Source organism: Alphaproteobacteria bacterium, assembly GCA_037200005.1.
Classification (GTDB): domain Bacteria; phylum Pseudomonadota; class Alphaproteobacteria; order UBA9219; family RFNS01; genus JBBCGY01.
The window spans coordinates 1,336,497-1,356,229 of sequence record JBBCGY010000001.1 but is presented as its reverse complement, the minus strand read 5'-3'; the positions used below and the strand labels follow the sequence as shown (position 1 = coordinate 1,356,229).

Sequence of the window (19,733 nt, the reverse complement as noted above, 5' to 3'; positions counted from 1 at the left end):
AAGATGGATGAGCAAAGCGGTGTAACCTTCCCTCAGGGAAGGGGACATCGCTTACTCCCCCGCCTGCAGCAAGCTGCCGTGCCGCCGCGCGGCGTCGAAAGCGTATAGGAATATCCCGCACGATCCGGCCAGATATAGAATATTAAGCCCCAGGCTTTTGAGCAGCAGCATGGCGTCGAAAGTCTGGTGGTTCAGAATCTGCCTCATGCCCTCGAAAATATAAGTAGGCGGCAGCAGCCAGGAAATATGTTGCAGCCATTCCGGCAGAACCGTGACCGGATAATAGCAGCCGGTAATCGGCGCCAGAATCCATATCGACATCCAGACGATCCATTCCATGCCGAGGCCGTAGCGCACCAGCAGCGCCGCCATCAACGCGGCCATCCACCATCCGGTCATGAGCTGCATGAAGTAAAACGCGCCGAGCTGCCAGCCGAGATCGAAGATCGAGAATCCGAAAACCCAGCTTGCCGCGATCGTGCAGGGAATCAAGGCGACCGTCGTGCTCAGGAAGCTGATGACGACAAGGCTGACCAGGAATTCCGACGGCGACAGGGGGCTGACGAATAATTGCGTCAGGTTCCGCGACCACATTTCCTCGAAGGTGACTTTCATCGCGCCCATCTGGCCGCGGATGACGATTTCCCACAGCATGGCGCCGCCGAGCAGGATGCCGAACGTCAGCAGCGGCGTGGCGCGGGATAGATACAGGAATTTGTTCAAATAGCCCCACATGAGGATATTGAGCATCGGCCAATAGAACCATTCCACCAGCCGGGGGATCGATCCCCGCAGCAGGTAATAGTGCCGCAGCACCATGCCGAGGATGCGGCGCGACGCGCCGCCGTGGCGCGTGGTTTCAGGCCGGATTGCGGCGGTTTCGGGCGATGTCAAGGAACACCTCTTCCAGGTTGGTTCTGCCGTAGGAGACAATAAGCTCGGCGGGGCTGCCCTCCGCCGCGATCTCCCCGGTGCGCATCATGATGGCATGATCGCACAGGCGCTCGACTTCGCCCATATGATGCGAAGCGAGCAGGATGGTCGCGCCGGTCTTCTGCCGGTAATCGTGAAGATAGCCGCGCACCCAGTCGGCGGTATCGGGATCGAGCGAGGCTGTCGGTTCGTCGAGCAATAGAAGTCTGGGCCGGTTGATGAGCGCCTTGGCGAGCGCGGCGCGGGTCTTCTGCCCGGCGGAAAGCTGGCCGTAGGGCCTTTCCAGCAATGAGACGATCTGCAAATCCGCCGCCAGCTCCCCGATCCGCCGGCCCGGCTCCGGCACGCCGTAAAGATGGGCGTAAACGGTCAGGTTTTGGCGCAAGGTCAGCCGTCCCGGCAGATCGACATAGGGCGACGAAAAATTCATGTCCGGCAGGACGGCATAACGGTTGCGCAGCATATCCGCGCCCAGGACGGTGATTTTTCCCGCCGTCGGCAGCAATATGCCCAGCAGCATGCCTATGGTCGTGGTTTTTCCCGCTCCGTTGCCGCCGAGCAACGCGGTAATACTGCCGCATTTGACCGTGAAATCCAGCCCCGCCACCGCGACGACATTGCCATATTCCTTGCGCAGGCCTTTAACGATAATAGCGGGTTGCATGACCGGGTGACAGACGACAGAAGATGGGTTACAGAGAACGCCAATCACTTTGCCTATGCAGGACGGAAAATGCAATTTATCGTTATCGGTCGCGACGGAAAAGACGCCGATGCGCTAGCGCGCAGAATGGCGGCGCGGGCGGCGCATATCGCGCTTGGCGACAAGCTCGTCGCGTCGGGGAATCTTCTCATGGGCGTGGCGTTGCTCGACGGCGAAGGTAAGATGTGCGGCTCGGTTCTGTTATGCGATTTCGCCAGCCGCGAGGCGCTTGACGGGTGGCTGCGCGAGGAGCCTTATGTCACGGGACAGGTCTGGAAGGAAACGGAAGTCGTGGAATGCCGCGTAGGGCCGTCATTCCAGAACATTCTCGAAAAGATCACGGCGTCATCACTCTCATGAAAATCCTTTTCATCTCAGCCAACCGCATCGGCGACGCGATCCTGTCCACGGGATTGCTGAGGCATCTGGCCGATACGTATCCAAGCGCGGAATTCACCGTGGCCTGCGGCCCGCTATGCGTGGATTTGTTCGAGGGTCTGCCGGGGCTGGAGCAGATCATCCCGATGCCCAAGCAAAGCTGGAACCGGCACTGGTGGCATTTGTGGCGGCGCTGCGCGCCGTTCCACTGGGATATTATCGTCGATCTGCGCAACAGCCTGGTGAGCCGCCTGTTGCGGCACGGCAAGCTATATCTTCACCGCGGCGGCGACGAGAATACGCACAAGGTGCTGGAAAACGCTGCCGTCATGGCGCTGGCTCCGCCGCCCGCCCCGAAAATATGGGTCAGCGCCGCCGTCGACCGGCAGGCGGCTGATCTGGTCGGTTCCGGCGCGCCGATCATCGCGCTCGGCCCGGCGGCGAACTGGTATCCCAAGCAATGGCCGGCGGAGAAATTCGCCGCTCTGGTCGCGACGCTGCTGGGCGATCCGGCGCTGGCGGGCAATCGGGTCATGGTGCTGGCCGCCGCGCATGAACGGGACGCGATCTTGCCCGTCCTGAACGCAATTCCCGCGAGCCAGCGCATTGAGATCATCGGCGGGTCGCTATCTCTCGCCGCCGCATGCCTCCAGCGGGCCAAGGTCTTCATCGGCAACGATTCCGGGCTTATGCATCTTGCCGCGGCGATGGGGGTGCCGACCCTCGGCTTGTTCGGTCCCGGCTATGAGAAGATTTATGGCCCCTGGGGAGGGATTGCGCTTCGTACCCCGGAAAGCACGGCGGAATTGCTCGCCCGCCTGCCTCATCCCGGCGCCGCGGCCCCCAATCTCATGGATAGCCTGCCGGTTGCAACCGTCGTGGAATCCGTGCAGGGTTTGTTAAAGAACCGTCAATAATCTTTCTGTATCAAGAACGGTGGATTTCCCGTCTCACCTTAAAGTTGCCCATGCCAACCGGACTTCTAGCAACCAAAACGGTTTCCGCCAAACCTCCGCTGGTATGGTGGCTGTTGTTCCTGGCCTGCCCGCTTTTTCTGGTCTTGAGCGGACTCGAAATCGTCGATCTGTTCAATTGGGCGTCCCAGAAAAGCGACATAGAAGACGGCCAGCTTATGCAGCGGCTTTTCCTTGTCGTGGCGCCGATTTTTGTCTTCGGCCTGACCGCCGCGATCGTCGCGGTGCGCTATGTGTATTACAGCTCGGAAGCGAGCTTCCATAATCAGATCGCCGGGCTGCAGAACCGGCAGCATTATCACCAGGACCTCATGCGGCTGATTGCCGATCACAGGCCGGGCAAGACGCTGATTATCGACGGGGAAGACCGGCTGTGGTTCATCAACAGCCATGCCGCTAAAAGCGTCGCCCTTCCCGCCGGAGACATTGTCGGGCGGCCGTTCGAGAAAACCTTCCCGGAATCCGATGTGCTTCGGATTCTCCCGCTGCTTCAGCATGTGCGGCAAACCGGGGAGCCGATCGATACCATCAGCAAAGTCAAGGAAGACGGACAGACCCGCTTCATCAAGCTGCATGCCGTGCCGATGCCGTCGATCTCCAACATGATCAATGCGACGATGATCAGCGAGGAAGATGTCACCAGCCTGCTGGTGGAGCGCGAGGCCCGCGAGCGCATGTTCCGTCAGGTCATCGATACGCTGGTGGCGGTCGTCGACCGCCGCGATCCTTTCGCCGCCGGCCATTCGGTGCGCGTCGGCCAGATCGCGCGAGCGGTCGCGGAGCAATTGCAGCTCGATGCCGTGCAGGTCGAAACGGCGGAAATCGCCGGGCTGCTGATGAATTTCGGCAAAGTTCTCGTGCCCCGCGCCATCCTCACCAAGACCACGGCTTTGTCGCCCGACGAATTGAAGCAGGTGCGGGAAAGTCTTTTGACGTCCTCCGACATTCTCGCGCTGATCGGCTTTTCCCAGCCGGTCGTTCCCACGCTGCGGCAGGTGATGGAGCGCTATGACGGCAGCGGGATACCGAGCGGCCTGAAGGGCGACGCCATCCTGATCACCGCGCGCATCGTCACCGTCGCCAACGCCTTCGTGGCGCTGGTCAGCGCCCGCGCGCATCGTCCCAGCATGTCGATCCGCGTCGCGATCGAAGCCTTGCAGCAGAGCGCGGGCCGCGCCTATGACGGCCACGTCGTCGCCGCGCTGACCAACGCCATCGCGCTCAGGGATCACAAGATCGAGTGGCTGGCCGGGCAATAACCGGCATGGAGCATCCGTCATTTCTGCTGCTTATATTGGCCATCGGTTTTACCGGCGGCTTTATCGGCAATATCATAAGCGGCACCAATGCGCTGATTTCCATATCGGCCATGATCCTTGCCGGGATGCCGCCGCAATTGGCCGTGGCGACGCATATGACGGGCGGCCTCGGATGGAGTCTCGGCGGACTCATTCAATTCCAAAAAGCCCAAAAGATCGTCTGGAAGCTGGTCTGGCCCATGGCGGCGCTCGCTTTCGCCGGGTCGATGATCGGCGCCAATATTCTGGTGAAAGCCGATCCGGTTCTGCTCAATCAAATCTCCGGTTTCTTGATCCTGCTAATCCTGCCGTTTTTATTTCTTAATAAGAATATGGGCATCGAAAGCTTCACGCCCGCGCCAAGCCGGCGGTATTTCGGCTATGGCGTGTATTTTCTTATCGCCATATGGGCTGGATTTTTCGCGGCGGGATCGGGAATTTTCGTCGCTTACGTATATCTTGGCCTCTTCGGGCTGACGATCCTGGAATATAAAGGCACCGATAAAATCCCCTGTTTTTTCCTCTGCGCGGGCGCGGCGATCGTTTATATCATGCATGGATTCTTCGATCCTGCTTATCTGGCATGCAGCCTCGGCGGCCAATTTCTCGGCGCGACATTCGGCGCGAAATATGCCATTAAATTGGGCGACCGGAAACTGAGAGCGATTATGCTGGGTGCTGTCGCGTTTATGGGAATAAGATTGATCTTCAGGTAGTCGTGGAGGGGTATGTGCGTACGTTCGGCATCGTCAACTGGCAGGGACTTTATACGCTGACCGCGAAGGAAATCGGGCGGTTCATGAAAGTCCACGCCCAGACGATCTCGGCGCCCGTGGTCACGGCGTTGCTGTATTATCTGGTCTTCTCCGTGGCGATGGGCGATCATCCCAGCGGCGTCGAGGGCGTCGGCTTTCTGCAATTCATCGCGCCCGGCCTCATCATGATGACCATTGCCCAGAACGCTTTCGCCAACACGTCGAGCTCGCTGGTGATCGCCAAGGTGCAGGGCAGCATCGTCGATCTTCTCATGCCGCCCTTGTCCGCCGGAGAACTGATCACCGGTTTTACCGTCGGCGGCATCGCGCGCGGCCTGGTCGTGGGCGTCGCCAGCGCGGTGACGCTGATGCTGCTCATTCACATGCCGATCCATGATTGGTTTTACGTCATGTTCCATGCGGTATTCGGCGGCGCGATGCTCGCGCTGGTCGGCATCATCGGCGGAATCTGGTCGGATAAATTCGATCAGATGGCCATGGTGCAGAATTTCATCGTCATGCCGCTGACTTTCCTGTCGGGCACGTTCTTTTCGGCGCGCCAGTTGCCGGAGCAATGGCAATTTTTATGCCACGCCAACCCGATTTTTTACATGATCGACGGTTTCCGCTATGGTTTTGTCGGCGCGGGCGACAGCAATCTGCATACCGGTGTCGTCGTGGTGCTGCTGACCGATCTCGTGCTGCTGGTCGTCGCCTATGCGATGTTTCGCACGGGATATAAACTGAAATCTTAGAGGCATCCGTGATGGCCGATTATCCGCCGATCAAGCCCGAAGATATGCCCGCGCTCATGCCGGTCTATCAGCCCGCCGACGTGTATTTCGAGCGCGGCGAGGGCTGTTATCTGTTCGACGATCAAGGCGAGCGTTATCTCGATTTCGGCGGCGCGATCGCGGTCACGGCTTTCGGCCATGCCAACCCGGTTCTGGTCGAGGCGCTTCATGTCCAGGCGAAAAAACTCTGGATCGCGTCCAATTATTACAAATCGCACCTCCAGGAAAAAGTGGCGAAGCGCCTTGTCGATCTGACCTTTGCCGATACGGCCTTTTTCCAGAATTCCGGCGTCGAGGCGTGGGAACTCGGTATCAAGATCATCCGCAAATATTTCAGCGCCATCGGCAAGCCGGAACGCTATCGCGTTATCACTTTCAAGAATTGCTTCCACGGGCGCACGCTGGCCGCCATTTCCGCTGCCAAGGCCGAGAAGCTGGTCAAGGGCTTCGGGCCGCCTACCGACGGGTTCGATCAGGTCGAGCTTGGCGATCTGGCGGCGGTCGAAGCCGCGATAGGGCCGCAGACTGCCGCCGTCGTCATCGAGCCCATACAGGGCGATGGCGGTATTCGCGCGTCGTCGCCGGAATTTCTGCGCGGCTTGCGGGCGTTATGTGACCGGCATGGGCTGCTGCTTTATTTCGATGAAATCCAATGCGGCATGGGGCGCACGGGAAAGCTGTTCGCCCATGAATGGGCGGGCATCGTTCCCGATGTGATGTGCATCGCCAAATCCATCGGCAACGGCTTTCCGGTCAGCGCATGCCTGGCGAGCGCCAAGGCGGCGCAGGGCATGACCTACGGCGTGCATGGCAGCACCTATGGCGGCAATCCTCTGGCCATGGCGGTGGTGGATAAGGTGCTCGATCTTCTGGCCGCGCCCGGCTTTCTGGATGAAGTCGCGCGCAAGGGTTGGTATCTGGAGGCGAAGCTGAACGATCTCGTGGCGCGCCATCCGCAAATCTATGCCGAGCGCCGCGGCATGGGCATGATGCAGGGGCTGCGCTGCGCGGTGCCGGAAGAAAAAGTCCGGAAAACCGCTCGCGAGCGGAAACTTCTGGTCATGACCGCCAACGAAAATGTCTTCCGTCTGCTGCCTGCCTTGACCGTGACCGAGACACAGATTGACGATGCCGTTTCTATCTTGCACGATGTCGCCGCGGCAATTCAGGGACAGGCATAACGTTGATGATAAGACATTTTCTCGACCTCGATCAGATCGAACCGAATGCCCTGCGGCAAATCCTGGATCAGGCCAGGCAAATCAAAGCCAATCCGGAAGATTTCCGCGGCCTGAACGGCCAGACCATCGCGCTGATTTTCGAAAAGCCCTCGACCCGCACCCGCGTGTCTTTCGAGGTCGGCATCCGCCAGCTCGGCGGCGAGGCCGTGGTGCTGACCGGCGCGGAAATGCAGCTGGGGCGCGGCGAAACGATCGGCGATACGGCGCGGGTCATGTCGCGCTTCGTCGATATGATGATGATCCGCACCGGCGATCCGCATAAGCTGGACGAACTGGCGGCCGGAGCGACGATACCGGTCATCAACGGCCTGACCAACGCCACGCATCCGTGCCAGGTGATGGCCGACATCATGACCGTGGAAGAGCGCGTCGGCCCCGCCAAGGGGCGCACCATCGCCTGGGTTGGGGACGGCGAGAATAACGTGCTGAACAGCCTCATCCAGGCCAGCGCCGCGTTCGGTTTTCAGTTGCGCATCGCCTGTCCCGCCGAGCTTGGCCCTTCGCGCGAACGCATTACGCTGGCGCAGGCGAAAGGCGCGAGAATTTCCGTCGGCGAGGACGCGCGGCAGGCGGTCGCGGAGGCCGACGCCGTCGTGACCGACACCTGGGTCTCCATGCACAATACCGACGCCGCGCATCGCCATGCGCTGCTGGAGCCTTACCGGGTCAATGCCTCGCTGATGCAGCTTGCGCCGCCGCACGCTATTTTCCTGCATTGCCTGCCCGCTCATCGCGGCGAGGAAGTCACGGATGAAGTGATCGATAGCGCGCAATCCGCCGTTTGGGATGAGGCGGAAAACCGCCTGCATGTGCAAAAGGCCATTATGCTATGGTGTCTGGAACATGAAGATAAATAAACTCGGCATTCTTCCGCTTCTATTGCTGGCCGCCTGCGCGAGCGACGATTCCGCCAAGCCTGATCGCCAGTGCCCGCAGATAGCGGCGGTGCGCGATCTGGCGCAAATCGCCGATTTCGGCCGCGAGGAGCCGCGCCGGAGCGAGCTGGTCGCCGCCGCGAAAATCGACCGCGTCGACGGCGATTGCAAATTCAGCGACGGGGGCGGCATCGATGTCGTTCTTGACGCGAAAATGCTGGCCGAGCGCGGGCCGAAACTGGGCGTGGACCGGGTCGAATTCCCGTATTTCGTCGCGCTGGTCACGCCTGCGGATATTCCCGTGAGAAAACAGAATGTGGCGGTGGTCTTCAAATTCTCCGGCGACGACAGACGCGCCGACAGCACCGAAAAACTGCATGTCACGATTCCCAATGCCGACGACGGCAAGGGCTGGCGGGTTCTGGTCGGCTTCCAGCTGACGCCGGAGCAGCTGGCCTTCAATCGCGGCGAACCCGCCGCCGCGCCGTCGCAAGGCATGACGCCGCCGAAACTGAATAAACGCCGGTAGCCCCTATGACCGATCTCCTGCAGCGCACGTCTCTTTATGCCGCGCATGTGGAGGCGGGGGCCAAGATGGTGCCGTTCGCGGGCTATGATATGCCGGTGCAATACCCGTCCGGCATCATCAAGGAGCATCTGCATACGCGCGCCAAAGCCGGGCTGTTCGACGTTTCCCATATGGGGCAGATTGCGCTGCGCTGCCCCTTGGCCGATCTGGCGAAATTGGTGCCCGGCGATCTTGCCGCGCTCGCGCCGATGCAGACGCTCTATTCGCTGCTGCTCAATACGCAAGGCGGCGTCATCGATGACCTTATGATTACCCGGCTGGATAGCGCGGGCGAGAACTGGTTTCTGGTGGTCAACGCGTCGCGCAAGCATGTCGATCTCGCTCATTTGCGCGCCAGGCTGCCCGCCGCCGAAAGCATAAGCCTGCATCCCACGCAGGCGCTGATCGCGCTGCAAGGGCCGGGTGCGGTTTCGGTGATGGAGCGGTTTTGCTCAGGCGCGGCGCGGCTCGCTTTCATGAATGCGGGCGAATATGAAATTCCCCGCTTCGGAAAGATTTTCATCACCCGCAGCGGCTATACCGGCGAGGACGGCTTCGAGATTTCGATAGCCGCGCGGGCGGCTGCGGATTTCTGGCGGAAATTGCTGGCGGAGGAAGAGGTTGCGCCTGCCGGGCTTGGCGCGCGCGATACGCTGCGGCTGGAAGCGGGCCTATGCCTGTATGGGCATGAGCTCGACGAGACGATTTCTCCGGTCGAGGCCGCGCTGAACTGGGTCATCGGCCAGCCGCGCCGCGCCGCGCAGGATTTCCCCGGCGCGCACAGGATCATGAATGAAATGCAATCGGGTGCGCCGCGCCGCCGCGTCGGGCTGATGCTGGAGGGCAAAGCCATCGCCCGCGAGCATACGCCCGTCGAAAACGAGAGCGGCCAAGTGATCGGGCAGGTGAGCAGCGGAAGCTTCGCGCCGTCGCTCGACGCCGCCATCGCCATGGCCTATATTGAAACCGCTTCCGCCGTCGCCGGAAATCAGGTCGTTGTTCCGCTGCGCGGGCGGAAAATTCCAGCGCGCATCGTCAAAATGCCGTTCGTGCCGCATCGCTATGTGAGGAAAACATCATGAGCCAGGAATATTACACCAAAGAGCATGAATGGGTCAGGATCGAGGGCGATGTTGCCGTCTGCGGCATCAGCGAATTCGCGCAAAACTCCCTCGGCGATGTCGTGTTCGTCGAATTGCCCGCCATCGGGAGCAAGGCGAAACAGGGCGAGCAGCTTGCCGTCGTCGAATCCGTCAAGGCCGCGAGCGAGGTCTATGCGCCTATTGACGGCGAAGTCGTCGCGGTCAATGACGCGCTGGCCGCCGATCCGTCGCTCGTCAATGCCGCGCCATTGAGCGCGGGCTGGTTCTTCAAGCTGAAGCCCGCCGATGCGGCGCAGGCGCAAGGGCTGATGGACGAGAAAGCGTATGCGGAGTTGGTGAAAAAATAATATGCTTGTCCCCTCCGCCAAAGAGTTTTTCTCCTTCGAGCCGGGCGTGACTTATCTCAATCATGGCGCGACGGGCGTGACGCCGCGCGAAGTTCTCGATACGCGGGAGGCGGTGCGAAGAGCTGTCGAAGAGTCTCCCGTACCCTATGCCTTGGATACGCAGCGGCCCGCATGGCAGAAAGTCGCCGCGCTGGTCGCGGAACGTTTCGGCGTCGCGGGGCAGGAAGTGGCGCTGATCGGCAACGTAACCGAGGGCATCAATGCCATTCTCCGCGCGCAGGCCTTTGCTCCCGGCGATGAAATCCTGACGACATCCACGGGTTATGGCTCCATCACGATGACGGCGGAGCATATCGCCAAATCCCATGGCGCGAAGGTTACGTTGGCTGCAATTGATCCTTTTTCTCCCAGCCCCGAACAGGCGCTGGATGCCGTGCGCGCCGCCATCACGCCGCGCACGAAGCTGGCTATTCTCGATCACATCACGTCCGGCACGGCCCTGGTCATGCCCATCGCGGCGATGACCAAGCTTTGCCATGAGCGCGGCGTTCAGGTTCTGGTGGATGCCGCGCATGTGCCCGGCAATATTCCCTTCAGCATCAAGGAAACCGGCGCGGATTGGTATGTCGCCAGCCTGCATAAATGGCATTTCGCGCCACGCGGCTGCGCTTTTCTGTGGGCCGCGCCGGACCGGCAGGCGGCTTTGCAGCCTTCGATTCTGTCATGGGATTCGAAATATCCTTTTCCGAATAATTTTCAGTTCACCGGCACGCGTGACGATTCCAACTTCCTGTCGATTCCAGCCGCTTTCGGATTTATGGATAGATTGGGCGAAGACAATGTCCTTCGGCATAATCATGCGCTGATCCGCCAGGGACGGGACATTCTTGCCGAAGCCTGGGGCGTGCGCGGCAAAGTGCCAGATGAGATGATCGGCAGCATGATTCTCGTGCCGCTGCCGGAGGATTTGCCCTATAAGGCCGATGATGACGGATGCTACGCCTTGCAGCAGCATCTGGCGCGCAAGCATTCCATCGTCGCCTATGTTCCTTTTGCGGCGCAAGGCCGCCTGTGGACACGGGTCGCGGCACAAATCTATAATGGCCCCGAGGATTTCGAGAAACTGGCTAAGGTGGTATTGGATATGCGTAAGCCCGGTTACGATAGGGCCGATCCCCCATATCGCCCGAGTGCGATCGAGAAGATTTTGAACATCGGGCCCATCAGGCCGCCCGACAGCAGACCGGGTTAAAAATTCATGCGCTATCTCCCTTTAACCCCCGCAGACCGTTCCGCCATGTGCGAGGCTATTGGCGTCGCATCGGTCGATGAACTGTTCGCCGACGTGCCGAAGAAGGCATGGCTGAACGGCCCGATTGCCGGCCTTCCGCCGCATCAGGGCGAAATCGAGGTCGAGCGGCATGTCGCGGCGCTGGCGACGCAAAATGTCGCGGCGGGATCATGCCCCAGTTTTCTCGGCGCGGGCGCCTACCGGCACCATATTCCGGCTTCGGTCGATCAGTTGCTGCTGCGCGGCGAGTTCCTGACTTCCTATACGCCCTATCAGCCCGAGGTCAGCCAGGGCACGCTGCAGGCCCTGTTCGAGTTCCAGACCCAGGTGGCGATGCTGACCGGGATGGATGTCGCCAACGCCTCGATGTATGACGGCTCGACCGCCTGCGCCGAAGCCGTGATGATGGCCGCCAGGATCACCGGGCGGTCGCGCGCGGTGATGTCGGGCAATCTCCACCCGCATGATATCGACGTGACGCGGACGATGGCGCGCCTGACCGGATTTACCGCGCTGGCCGCGCCGCCCGCGCCGGACGGGCATGAGGATTTAGCTTCGGTGATCGACGGCGAGACGGCCTGCGTCGTCGTCGGCTATCCGGATTTCTTCGGCCATGTGCGCGATTACCGGGCGCTGGCCGAAGCCGTCCACGCCAAGGGCGCGCTGCTGATCGTTTCGGTCAAGGAGGTCGTGGCGCTCGGCCTGCTGATGTCTCCCGGCGAGATGGGCGCGGATATCGTCGTGGCGGAGGGGCAGTCGCTCGGCAATGCGCTGAATTTCGGCGGGCCTTATCTGGGGTTGTTCGCATGCCGGGACAAGTTCGTGCGGCAGATGCCTGGCCGCCTGTGCGGCCAGACGGTGGATGCCGAAGGCAAGCGCGGTTTCGTGCTGACGCTCTCCACCCGCGAGCAGCATATCAGGCGCGAGAAGGCCACGAGTAATATCTGCACGAATTCGGGGCTTTGCGCGCTGGCTTTCACCATTCATGTAAGCCTGCTGGGCGAAGAAGGACTGCGGCGACTGGCCGCGCTCAATCATGCGAAGGCTATGCAATTGGCGGATAAGATCGCCGATGTGCCGGGCTGCAAGCTTTTGAATGACAGCTTTTTCAATGAGTTCACCATTGCCTTGCCGAAGCCCGCGGCGGAAGTGGTGGAGAAGCTGGCGAAGCTGCCGATTCTGGCGGGCGTGCCGGTTTCGCGGTTTTATACCGGCCAGAAGAAACTCGAAAACCTGCTTTTGGTTGCGGCAACGGAACTCAATACGGACAAAGATACAGATGTCTTCGTAAAGAATTTGCGCGAGGTATGCGGATGCTGAATCGTCAGGGCCGCCCTTCCTCCCCAGCCAGCGTAGCGCCATCCGAGAACCGCGCCTTGATGCTCGAAGAGCCGTTGATCTTCGAGCAAGGGCAAGAGGGCCGCACCGGGGTCGATTTCCCGCCCGCCGGTCTCAAGCATGACCGGCTCGGTGGTTTGCGGCGTTCGGCAATAGGTCTGCCCGGATTGTCGGAGCCGCAAGTGGTGCGGCACTTCACCCGCCTGAGCCAGAAGAATTTCGGCATCGACAGCACCTTCTACCCGCTCGGTTCCTGCACGATGAAGCATAACCCGCGCCTGAACGAGAAGATGGCGCGGCTGCCCGGCTTCGCCGACCTGCACCCGATGCAGCCTATCGAAACCGTGCAGGGCGCGCTGGCGCTGATCGACGAATTGGCCGATTGGCTGCTCAAGCTCACCGGCATGCATGCCGTCGCGATGTCGCCGGGCGCGGGCGCGCATGGCGAATTTTGCGGCATGGCGGCGATCAAGATGGCGCTGGAAGCGCGCGGCGAGGGCCACCGGCGGCGCGTGCTGGTGCCGGAATCGGCGCATGGCACCAATCCGGCGACGGCGGCCTCGCTCGGCTTCACGGTCGATCCGATTCCCGCGCTTGACGGGCGCGTCGATCTCAAGGCGTTCGAGGCCAAGCTCGGCCCGGATGTCGCCGGGATCATGCTGACCAATCCCAACACCTGCGGGCTGTTCGAGCGCGATATCATCGCCATCGCCGCCGATATTCACAAGGCAGGCGGCTATTTCTACTGCGACGGCGCGAATTTCAACGCCATTGTCGGACGCGTGCGTCCCGCCGATCTCGGCATCGACGTGATGCATATCAATCTGCATAAGACGTTTTCGACGCCGCATGGCGGCGGCGGCCCCGGATCGGGCCCGGTGGTGTTCGCCGAAAGCCTTGCGCCTTATGCGCCGCTGCCCCGCATCGTACGGGAAGGCGACAAATTGCGGCTGATCGAACATGCGAAAGACGCCGAAGGCGCGCCGTTCGGCAGAATCAAAAGCTTCCACGGCCAGATGGGCATGTTCGTTCGCGCGTTGACCTATATGCTGTCGCACGGCGCGGACGGGCTGCATCAGGTGGCGAGCGACGCAGTGTTGAGCGCGAATTATATCCTGGCGTCGCTGAAAGACGTCATGAGCGCGCCCTTCGCCGGGCCATGCATGCATGAAGCCTTATTCGACGATAAGTTCCTGGAAGGAACCGGCGTAACGACGCTCGATTTCGCCAAGGCGCTGATCGACCGCGGATTCCATCCGATGACGATGTATTTTCCGCTGGTCGTGCATGGCGCGCTGCTGATCGAGCCGACCGAAACTGAAAGCAAGGAAACATTGGACGAATTCATCGCCGCTTTGCGCGATCTGGCCGAGGCGGCCAAGCGCGGCGAAGCGGATATATTCAAACAGTCGCCGCGCCACACCCCGCGCCGCCGCCTCGACGAAACCCGGGCGGCAAGGCAGCCGGTGCTGCGGTGGCGGGGGTGATTTAAGGGCTGGGCTTCGGGCGCTTACGGGACAGAAAACTTCTCGCGGGAGGCTGCGAAGCGGCGGCGATGACTCTCTCGACATGCTCGCGATAAGGGGGATACGAAATTTCGCAGTCGCGAAGCCTTGCGAGCATGTTGTCTTTTAAGGCCTGCGGACATGCCGTGCTGGCCATAAAAGGCTCCGCCCGCGTAAGCATCGATCCATCCAGATGATGATGGGACGGCATATATTTCAATAGCCCTTCCAGGCTCTTTCCGTACTCCCGAGAGCCGGGTTTGACGGAATGCTCCGCCCATATGAATAAAGTAAACCGGTTATCCTTATTGGGATGCTCTTCGGCATGCCGGACAAGGGTTCGCGCCACTTTTTCCCGGAAAGAGCGGAGATATAGAAAATCGCGCGCCGCCGCCGCGAAGCCGCCATCATGGGGCGTCCGTCCAACGTCATGCGCGGTTTGAAGGGCGTGCAGCGCTTCCTGGACGATGTCCGGGCCACGGGCCCCTTTGAGTTCTTGCGGCGCGCGCAGCAGCGCTTTCGCCAATTTGAACAGTTGCCGTATTTGCTTGATTCTCGGATGGGCACGGTTTTCTTCAACTCGCATGCGGTAATCATGAAGCGTCGTGGCCAGCAAACGATAATCGCGGTCTTTGATCGCCTGGCGTCCCTGGGCGTAATAATCTTCGGCCGAAAGATAGATGTCCATCACCTTCGGGGGTATTTCGTTGTCTGTATCAGTCATACCGGCATTTTATCATAGAGACGGGCTTTATTACTTTCATGAGAAGCAGGTGGTAAGGAATATGATGATTAACCATGATTGAAAGTATTGAGTCTGCTTGCGATGCAGGACACGGGCGCGCTATATCGCTCATATAGCCCGTGACCTTATAGGAAGAATAGAAATGCGAAATATTTTGTCCAGCCTTCCTCATTTCATTACGCAGATGAATAAAGAGCAAATCTGGACGCCGCGCGCGATTCTGAGCGACATCGACGGCGTGGTGCTGGACGGCGATTTCAAGCATCGCGACGCGATGAATATCGTCGCCGTGCCCTTGGGCGCGAAGGCCGATCACCGACGCGGATTGGATGCGGCATTCGGGCAGGGGCTATGGCGGCAGCTATGCGCTTTTGGCGCAGGAAAATCCCGGTTTCGGCAAAAGAATAAGCAAGGATGAGTTCGCCGCGCAGGGCTTGGCGGAATATGCGGCCATGGTCGAGAAATATGAAGTTCCGGCCAAGGACGGCATATGGTTCGGCTATAAAATGGCCAAGATTGCCGGGATTTCCATCGTCGCCGTATCCAATACCGAAGACAGCTTGGTCAATGCCGGCCTCGAGCGGGCGAATGTGGCGGATCTTTTCGAGTTCGTCATCGGCGCGACGACCGTAAAGGAGCGCGGGCGGAATCCGAAATCCGCGACGTGCGCCGATCCCTGGCATTTGGCGCAGAAGAATTATGCAGCAGGGGAATGGTCGGGCAGCCGCTCAGGCAAGATGAGTGTCTGAAAATCGAGGATTCCAAAACCGGCATGGATTCCGCCATTCTTGCGGGAGGGCCGGTCGCGCAAGTGCTGTTTCACGCCAACTCGAATGGCGAAACCGCCATCATTGCCGCATCATCCGGACGCGACATGGCATCTCCGCAGCGGCGCCGAGATCGAGAATTTCTTTCAGCGCGCCGAATACAGCGATCGCCGCATGACGCTTAGGCACAGCCTGACGCGCGGGCCTGACGCCGACGCCCTGGTAAAGGCGCTCATCACGCCGCCGCCTTATATTCCACGCCTTCCGCCGCTAGTGCTTTCTGATAGGCGGGGCGGGCGCTGACTTGTTGCAGCAGGCGTTTCGTGTTCGGCCCGTAATTGACCGCTGCGGCAGGTAGCCATTCCAGTTGGCGATCACGGTCAGCAGGATATCGCCGATGGTGATTTGCGGCCCCCGCAAGAAACGGCGACTGGGCGAGACGGGCTTCGGCCTCGTCCCACATCTCCTGAATCCCGGCGATGAACATGGGGAAAAGCTGTTGCTGCAAGGCCGGCTGGTCTTTCAGCTTCTTCATCGTCCAGAACACTTTGCCGTAAGCGGGATGCAGCGTGGCGTTGCACCACATCAGCCATGACAGGGCTGTGGCGCGCTCCGGCCCTGATGCGGGGCAGCAGCGGCGATTTTTCCTTGTCGCACAGATAGGTCAAAATTGCGCCGCCCTCGCGGATCGGCAGCCCGTCATCCATCAGCGTCGGCACCGCGCCGTTGGGGTTGGCTTTCAGGAATTCCGAGCCGGGATCTTTCATGCCCGGCTGGCTGACGTCCACCACATCGAATTTAGCGCCGCATTCGTTCAGCGCGACATGCACCGCCATCGAACAGGCTCCGGGAGAATAAAACAGCTTGTACATGACGGGTTCCTTTTGGTTGGTTGCAGCCGCGAGTATAAACCTTCGCGAATTTGAATCAATTAGGCACCATTTTGTAAGCGGCTTGTAATTTTGATAGCATTATCAATTGGTTGATGGTGTTTTAATCGCTCAAATTTAGCTAAAATGATCGGTAATCTTTAACCTCCCTTTACGGCGCTGCGGTATGATTTCGCTATCGCACAATTTATGCGAGGTAGCAGGAGGGCAGCGATGGCGAACCGTAGCGAAGAACTCGATGAGTTATTGAGAAGGCAGCTTATGGCCAGCGTTGCCGCCGACAACGCGCTGCTTGGCGCATTACGAAGGCGGCCGCCGCGCAGCGTCGGCGTAGTTTGCCAGGGGCCAAGTTCAACCGCCGCCTATCTCAAGCATGACATGAAATAATCCGCGTTTCTCGGTCGAGCGGGGGAAGATTGCCCGGCAGCTATTAAAAAAGCGCCGGGCTTTTTCATGTCCAGGCTTTTTCGTCTATTGACTATATAGTAAGCTAGCTTATAATATACTGGCATACGAATGCATGGAGGAAGTTCATGCCGGAATGGCTGACCAGTGACGACCAGACCAATGAAGCCTTGCTTATCGTCGAAGCGGGCCGCGCCATACGCCGCGATTTCGATTGCCGCGCCAGGGATATCGGCCTGACGCGCGCCCAATGGCAGGTGCTGGGCAATCTGCGCCGCAATCCCGGCGTCAATCAGAAAGAGCTTGCCGAAATGCTTGACGTTCAGCCGATTACGCTGACGCGTTTGATCGACCGCCTGCAGAAAACCGGGTGGGTGGTGCGCAAGCCCGACAAGCGCGACCGCAGAATGCACCGGCTCTATCTCACGGCGCAGGTTGGCGGGGTCGTGCGGCAGATGCAGGAATTGGCGCTGGAATTGAGGCGCGATTCGCTTCATGGTTTCACGCGGCGGGAGCATGCTACACTTTTGACGCTGCTCAATAAGCTGAACAGCAATATATGCCGTTCTTGTACGGCGGAACGGAAGAAAGATGCCTAAGTCCCATAAAAAGAAATCCCACCGTTCGTGGATTGTCCTCGCGTTGCTGATCCTCATGGGAGGTGGCGGTTGGTGGGGTTGGCAGTATTATGCCGAGACAGGAAAAAGCGCCGTGGCAGCCCCTCCGCCGCCGGTTCGGGTTACCGTTGCATCGGTCGTCCGCCGCGACGTGCCGCAGGACATCAAGCTGGTGGGCGCGGTTTATGCTTACGAGACGGTCTCGATCAAATCGCGGACCGACTCGCAGATTGTCAATGTGCGTTTCCGCGATGGCGATCTGGTGCATGAGGGGGACGTGCTGCTTGAACTCGACGCGCGCTCGCTCCTGGCTCAGCGCGCCCAGCTGGCGGCCAATCTCGAACGCGATCAGGTGCAGCTCAAGAACGCCAAGTCGCAATACGAGCGTTCTCAGCAGCTCGTGAATCAAGGATATGTCACCAAAGAAAAAAGCGACATGGATAAAACCGCCTATGACGCGCAGGCCGCCAACGTGGTCGCGACCAAAGCGGCGCTCGACAGTCTCGATGTGCAGCTCAGCTATATGGTGATCAAGGCTCCCATTACCGGCCGGGCAGGCATGATCACGGTGACCGCGGGCAATAACGTCAAGGCCAACGACACGCAGCCCATCGTCACGATCAATAAAATCGATCCGGTGCGGGTGCAGTTCGCGGTTCCCCAACGCTATTTCGACAGGCTGAAAGCCGCCACGGCGGCGGGGGAGGTTCCGGTACAGGCCGCGCGCGCGGAAATGCAGGGCAGCCTCGCCGGCGCGCTCGATTATATCGACAACGCCATCGATCAGAGCAACGGCACTTTCGCCGCGCGGGCCAAATTCGCCAACCCCGACGAGAAGCTCTGGCCCGGCATGTTCGTCGATGTCACGTTGACACCTGCCGTCACCAAGGACGCTCTCGTCATCCCGATGACGGCCGTGCAGGGCGATCGGGGCAATAATTTCGTCTTCGTTGTCGACGTGGCAACCCGCAAAGCGGCAAAGCGCATGATCAAGACCCTGCCGCAGGCCGATAATTCCGCTATCGTCACCGAGGGGCTGAGCGAGGGCGAACAGGTCGTGATCGACGGCCTGCTGCGCGTCACCGAAGGCGCTCAACTGGAGATCGTTTCGCCGAAAACCGATAAGCAGACGCCATGAATATTTCTGAATTCTGTATCCGCCGCCCGGTTTTTACGATTTTTGCTGACGCTGGCTATTGTCGTCGGCGGCATTGCCGGATATCGGACCCTGGCGATCAGCGCGCTGCCGCGGGTCGATTTTCCGACTATTCAGGTAAGCGCCAATCTGCCCGGCGCCAGCCCGGAGACCATGGCTGCATCCGTGGCGACGCCGCTCGAACGGCAATTCTCCACCATTTCCGGCGTCAGTTCGATCACGTCGAGCAGCACGCTGGGCAGCACGCAGATCACGCCTGCAGTTTGATCTTGATCGCAATATCGACGGCGCGGCGCTTGATGTGCAAACGGCGATTGCCGCGACCGCCCGGCGGCTGCCGACCGAGATGCCGTCGCCGCCATCGTTCCAGAAGGTCAATCCCGCCGACCAGCCGATCCTTTTTATCGCCATATCGTCGGATACGCTGCCGGTCTCGCAGGTTAACGAATATGCGGACACGATGCTGGCGCAGCGCATTTCGGTGCTGCCGGGCGTGGCGCAGGTTCAGGTCTATGGCGCGCAGAAATACGCGGTGCGGATCGAAGCCGATCCCCGGCTTCTGGCGGCGCGCGATATCGCGATGTCCGAAGTGAGCAAGGCGGTGGCGAATGCCGCGTCGGTGACGCCCGTCGGCGTCATCAGCGGCAGCGCGCAGCTCTTTAATCTTCGGGTTGCCGGGCAGCCCGACAATGCGGCCGGAATTTCGTCCGCTGATCGTCGCATGGCGCTAACGGCGCGCCGGTGCGGCTGCAGGATGTGGCGAAAGTATCGGATTCGGTGGAGGACCAGCGCACGATCGGCTCCATCAACGGTCACAACGCGGTCGTCATCGCCATCCAGCGCCAGCCGGACGCCAACACTATCGCCGTCGTCGACAAGGTGAGGGCGCTCCTTCCCGTATTTCGCTCTCAATTGCCCGCTTCGATTGAAATGACGCCGATGTTCGACCGGTCGGACCTCGATCAAGCATTCGGTGGATGACGTGCAGTTCACGCTGCAGCTTACCTTCGCGCTGGTCATTCTGGTGATTTTCCTTTTCCCTGCGCCGCG

The 19,733-nt window shown here is 60.2% G+C and carries 25 protein-coding genes and 1 pseudogene; 22 read left to right on the top strand and 4 right to left on the bottom strand.

The window, feature by feature from the left end:
- Window positions 1–51: 51 nt before the first annotated feature.
- Complete coding sequence (locus WDO70_07025) at window positions 52–894, bottom strand: ABC transporter permease (protein ID MEJ0062945.1); 843 nt, start codon at window positions 892–894, stop codon at window positions 52–54.
- Entirely contained in the window at window positions 860–1,597 is a 738-nt protein-coding gene (locus tag WDO70_07020; protein MEJ0062944.1) for an ABC transporter ATP-binding protein, read from the bottom strand. The genes WDO70_07025 and WDO70_07020 overlap by 35 nt, the downstream gene beginning before the upstream one ends.
- Window positions 1,598–1,666: 69 nt before the next feature.
- On the opposite strand from WDO70_07020, the gene WDO70_07015 reads away from it, so the two are divergent.
- From WDO70_07015 to gcvPB, 13 genes are read left to right on the top strand one after another with little or no spacing between them, the layout of a single operon-like run.
- Window positions 1,667–1,996, top strand: a complete 330-nt coding sequence (locus tag WDO70_07015) for a YciI family protein (GenBank protein ID MEJ0062943.1) — start codon at window positions 1,667–1,669, stop codon at window positions 1,994–1,996.
- Window positions 1,993–2,931: a glycosyltransferase family 9 protein gene (locus tag WDO70_07010; GenBank protein MEJ0062942.1), complete on the top strand. Its 939-nt coding sequence runs from the start codon at window positions 1,993–1,995 to the stop codon at window positions 2,929–2,931. The genes WDO70_07015 and WDO70_07010 overlap by 4 nt, the downstream gene beginning before the upstream one ends.
- 50 nt (window positions 2,932–2,981) lie before the next feature.
- Window positions 2,982–4,247: an HD domain-containing phosphohydrolase gene (locus WDO70_07005; GenBank protein ID MEJ0062941.1), complete on the top strand. Its 1,266-nt coding sequence runs from the start codon at window positions 2,982–2,984 to the stop codon at window positions 4,245–4,247.
- Window positions 4,229–5,002, top strand: a complete 774-nt coding sequence (locus WDO70_07000) for a sulfite exporter TauE/SafE family protein (protein ID MEJ0062940.1) — start codon at window positions 4,229–4,231, stop codon at window positions 5,000–5,002. The genes WDO70_07005 and WDO70_07000 overlap by 19 nt, the downstream gene beginning before the upstream one ends.
- A 14-nt stretch (window positions 5,003–5,016) precedes the next feature.
- Window positions 5,017–5,796, top strand: coding sequence for an ABC transporter permease (locus tag WDO70_06995; protein ID MEJ0062939.1), 780 nt, complete (start codon window positions 5,017–5,019; stop codon window positions 5,794–5,796).
- 11 nt (window positions 5,797–5,807) lie between these two features.
- Window positions 5,808–7,016 carry an aspartate aminotransferase family protein gene (locus WDO70_06990; GenBank protein MEJ0062938.1) on the top strand — a complete coding sequence of 403 codons (1,209 nt, stop codon included), beginning with the start codon at window positions 5,808–5,810 and terminating at the stop codon, window positions 7,014–7,016.
- A gap of 5 nt (window positions 7,017–7,021) precedes the next feature.
- On the top strand, window positions 7,022–7,933 hold the full coding sequence (gene argF / locus WDO70_06985) for an ornithine carbamoyltransferase (protein MEJ0062937.1): 912 nt from the start codon (window positions 7,022–7,024) through the stop codon (window positions 7,931–7,933).
- Window positions 7,920–8,480 (top strand): hypothetical protein, encoded by a 561-nt coding sequence (locus WDO70_06980; protein MEJ0062936.1) that lies wholly within the window; start codon window positions 7,920–7,922, stop codon window positions 8,478–8,480. The genes argF and WDO70_06980 overlap by 14 nt, the downstream gene beginning before the upstream one ends.
- A gap of 5 nt (window positions 8,481–8,485) precedes the next feature.
- A complete protein-coding gene (gcvT, locus tag WDO70_06975) occupies window positions 8,486–9,601 on the top strand; it encodes a glycine cleavage system aminomethyltransferase GcvT (GenBank protein ID MEJ0062935.1) in 1,116 nt (371 codons plus the stop codon).
- Window positions 9,598–9,969 carry a glycine cleavage system protein GcvH gene (gene gcvH / locus WDO70_06970; GenBank protein ID MEJ0062934.1) on the top strand — a complete coding sequence of 124 codons (372 nt, stop codon included), beginning with the start codon at window positions 9,598–9,600 and terminating at the stop codon, window positions 9,967–9,969. Before gcvT ends, gcvH begins: the two co-directional genes overlap by 4 nt.
- A 1-nt stretch (window position 9,970) precedes the next feature.
- Window positions 9,971–11,221, top strand: a complete 1,251-nt coding sequence (locus tag WDO70_06965) for an aminotransferase class V-fold PLP-dependent enzyme (GenBank protein ID MEJ0062933.1) — start codon at window positions 9,971–9,973, stop codon at window positions 11,219–11,221.
- A 6-nt stretch (window positions 11,222–11,227) separates the two neighbouring features.
- Window positions 11,228–12,580, top strand: coding sequence for an aminomethyl-transferring glycine dehydrogenase subunit GcvPA (gene gcvPA, locus WDO70_06960; GenBank protein MEJ0062932.1), 1,353 nt, complete (start codon window positions 11,228–11,230; stop codon window positions 12,578–12,580).
- The gene (gene gcvPB / locus WDO70_06955) at window positions 12,568–14,085 is read left to right on the top strand and encodes an aminomethyl-transferring glycine dehydrogenase subunit GcvPB (protein MEJ0062931.1); all 1,518 of its coding nucleotides are present in this window, start codon (window positions 12,568–12,570) and stop codon (window positions 14,083–14,085) included. Before gcvPA ends, gcvPB begins: the two co-directional genes overlap by 13 nt.
- Window position 14,086: 1 nt before the next feature.
- Here the strand turns inward: gcvPB and WDO70_06950 are convergent, their stop codons facing one another.
- Window positions 14,087–14,827 carry a hypothetical protein gene (locus WDO70_06950; GenBank protein ID MEJ0062930.1) on the bottom strand — a complete coding sequence of 247 codons (741 nt, stop codon included), beginning with the start codon at window positions 14,825–14,827 and terminating at the stop codon, window positions 14,087–14,089.
- Window positions 14,828–15,002: 175 nt separating this feature from the next.
- Here WDO70_06950 and WDO70_06945 point away from each other — a divergent pair, with 175 nt between their 5' ends.
- The 3 genes from WDO70_06945 to WDO70_06935 all read left to right on the top strand — a co-directional run bounded on the left by WDO70_06945 (window position 15,003) and on the right by WDO70_06935 (window position 15,918).
- On the top strand, window positions 15,003–15,266 hold the full coding sequence (locus tag WDO70_06945) for a hypothetical protein (protein ID MEJ0062929.1): 264 nt from the start codon (window positions 15,003–15,005) through the stop codon (window positions 15,264–15,266).
- Window positions 15,178–15,597, top strand: coding sequence for a hypothetical protein (locus tag WDO70_06940; GenBank protein MEJ0062928.1), 420 nt, complete (start codon window positions 15,178–15,180; stop codon window positions 15,595–15,597). Before WDO70_06945 ends, WDO70_06940 begins: the two co-directional genes overlap by 89 nt.
- A gap of 84 nt (window positions 15,598–15,681) precedes the next feature.
- Window positions 15,682–15,918, top strand: a complete 237-nt coding sequence (locus WDO70_06935; GenBank protein MEJ0062927.1) for a hypothetical protein — start codon at window positions 15,682–15,684, stop codon at window positions 15,916–15,918.
- Window positions 15,919–15,995: 77 nt separating this feature from the next.
- On the opposite strand, the gene WDO70_06930 is transcribed toward WDO70_06935, so the two are convergent.
- The gene (locus WDO70_06930; protein MEJ0062926.1) at window positions 15,996–16,487 is read right to left on the bottom strand and encodes a glutathione S-transferase N-terminal domain-containing protein; all 492 of its coding nucleotides are present in this window, start codon (window positions 16,485–16,487) and stop codon (window positions 15,996–15,998) included.
- A 231-nt stretch (window positions 16,488–16,718) separates the two neighbouring features.
- On the opposite strand from WDO70_06930, the gene WDO70_06925 reads away from it, so the two are divergent.
- From WDO70_06925 to WDO70_06900, 6 genes and pseudogenes are all read left to right on the top strand, one after another.
- Window positions 16,719–16,892: a hypothetical protein gene (locus tag WDO70_06925; GenBank protein ID MEJ0062925.1), complete on the top strand. Its 174-nt coding sequence runs from the start codon at window positions 16,719–16,721 to the stop codon at window positions 16,890–16,892.
- A 146-nt stretch (window positions 16,893–17,038) separates the two neighbouring features.
- Window positions 17,039–17,509 carry a MarR family transcriptional regulator gene (locus WDO70_06920; protein ID MEJ0062924.1) on the top strand — a complete coding sequence of 157 codons (471 nt, stop codon included), beginning with the start codon at window positions 17,039–17,041 and terminating at the stop codon, window positions 17,507–17,509.
- Window positions 17,502–18,665 carry an efflux RND transporter periplasmic adaptor subunit gene (locus tag WDO70_06915; GenBank protein ID MEJ0062923.1) on the top strand — a complete coding sequence of 388 codons (1,164 nt, stop codon included), beginning with the start codon at window positions 17,502–17,504 and terminating at the stop codon, window positions 18,663–18,665. The genes WDO70_06920 and WDO70_06915 overlap by 8 nt, the downstream gene beginning before the upstream one ends.
- A gap of 42 nt (window positions 18,666–18,707) precedes the next feature.
- Window positions 18,708–18,950, top strand: a complete 243-nt coding sequence (locus WDO70_06910; GenBank protein MEJ0062922.1) for an efflux RND transporter permease subunit — start codon at window positions 18,708–18,710, stop codon at window positions 18,948–18,950.
- 34 nt (window positions 18,951–18,984) lie between these two features.
- Window positions 18,985–19,323, top strand: a pseudogene (locus WDO70_06905) (efflux RND transporter permease subunit).
- A 101-nt stretch (window positions 19,324–19,424) separates the two neighbouring features.
- Window positions 19,425–19,664, top strand: coding sequence for an efflux RND transporter permease subunit (locus WDO70_06900; protein MEJ0062921.1), 240 nt, complete (start codon window positions 19,425–19,427; stop codon window positions 19,662–19,664).
- Window positions 19,665–19,733: the final 69 nt, after the last annotated feature.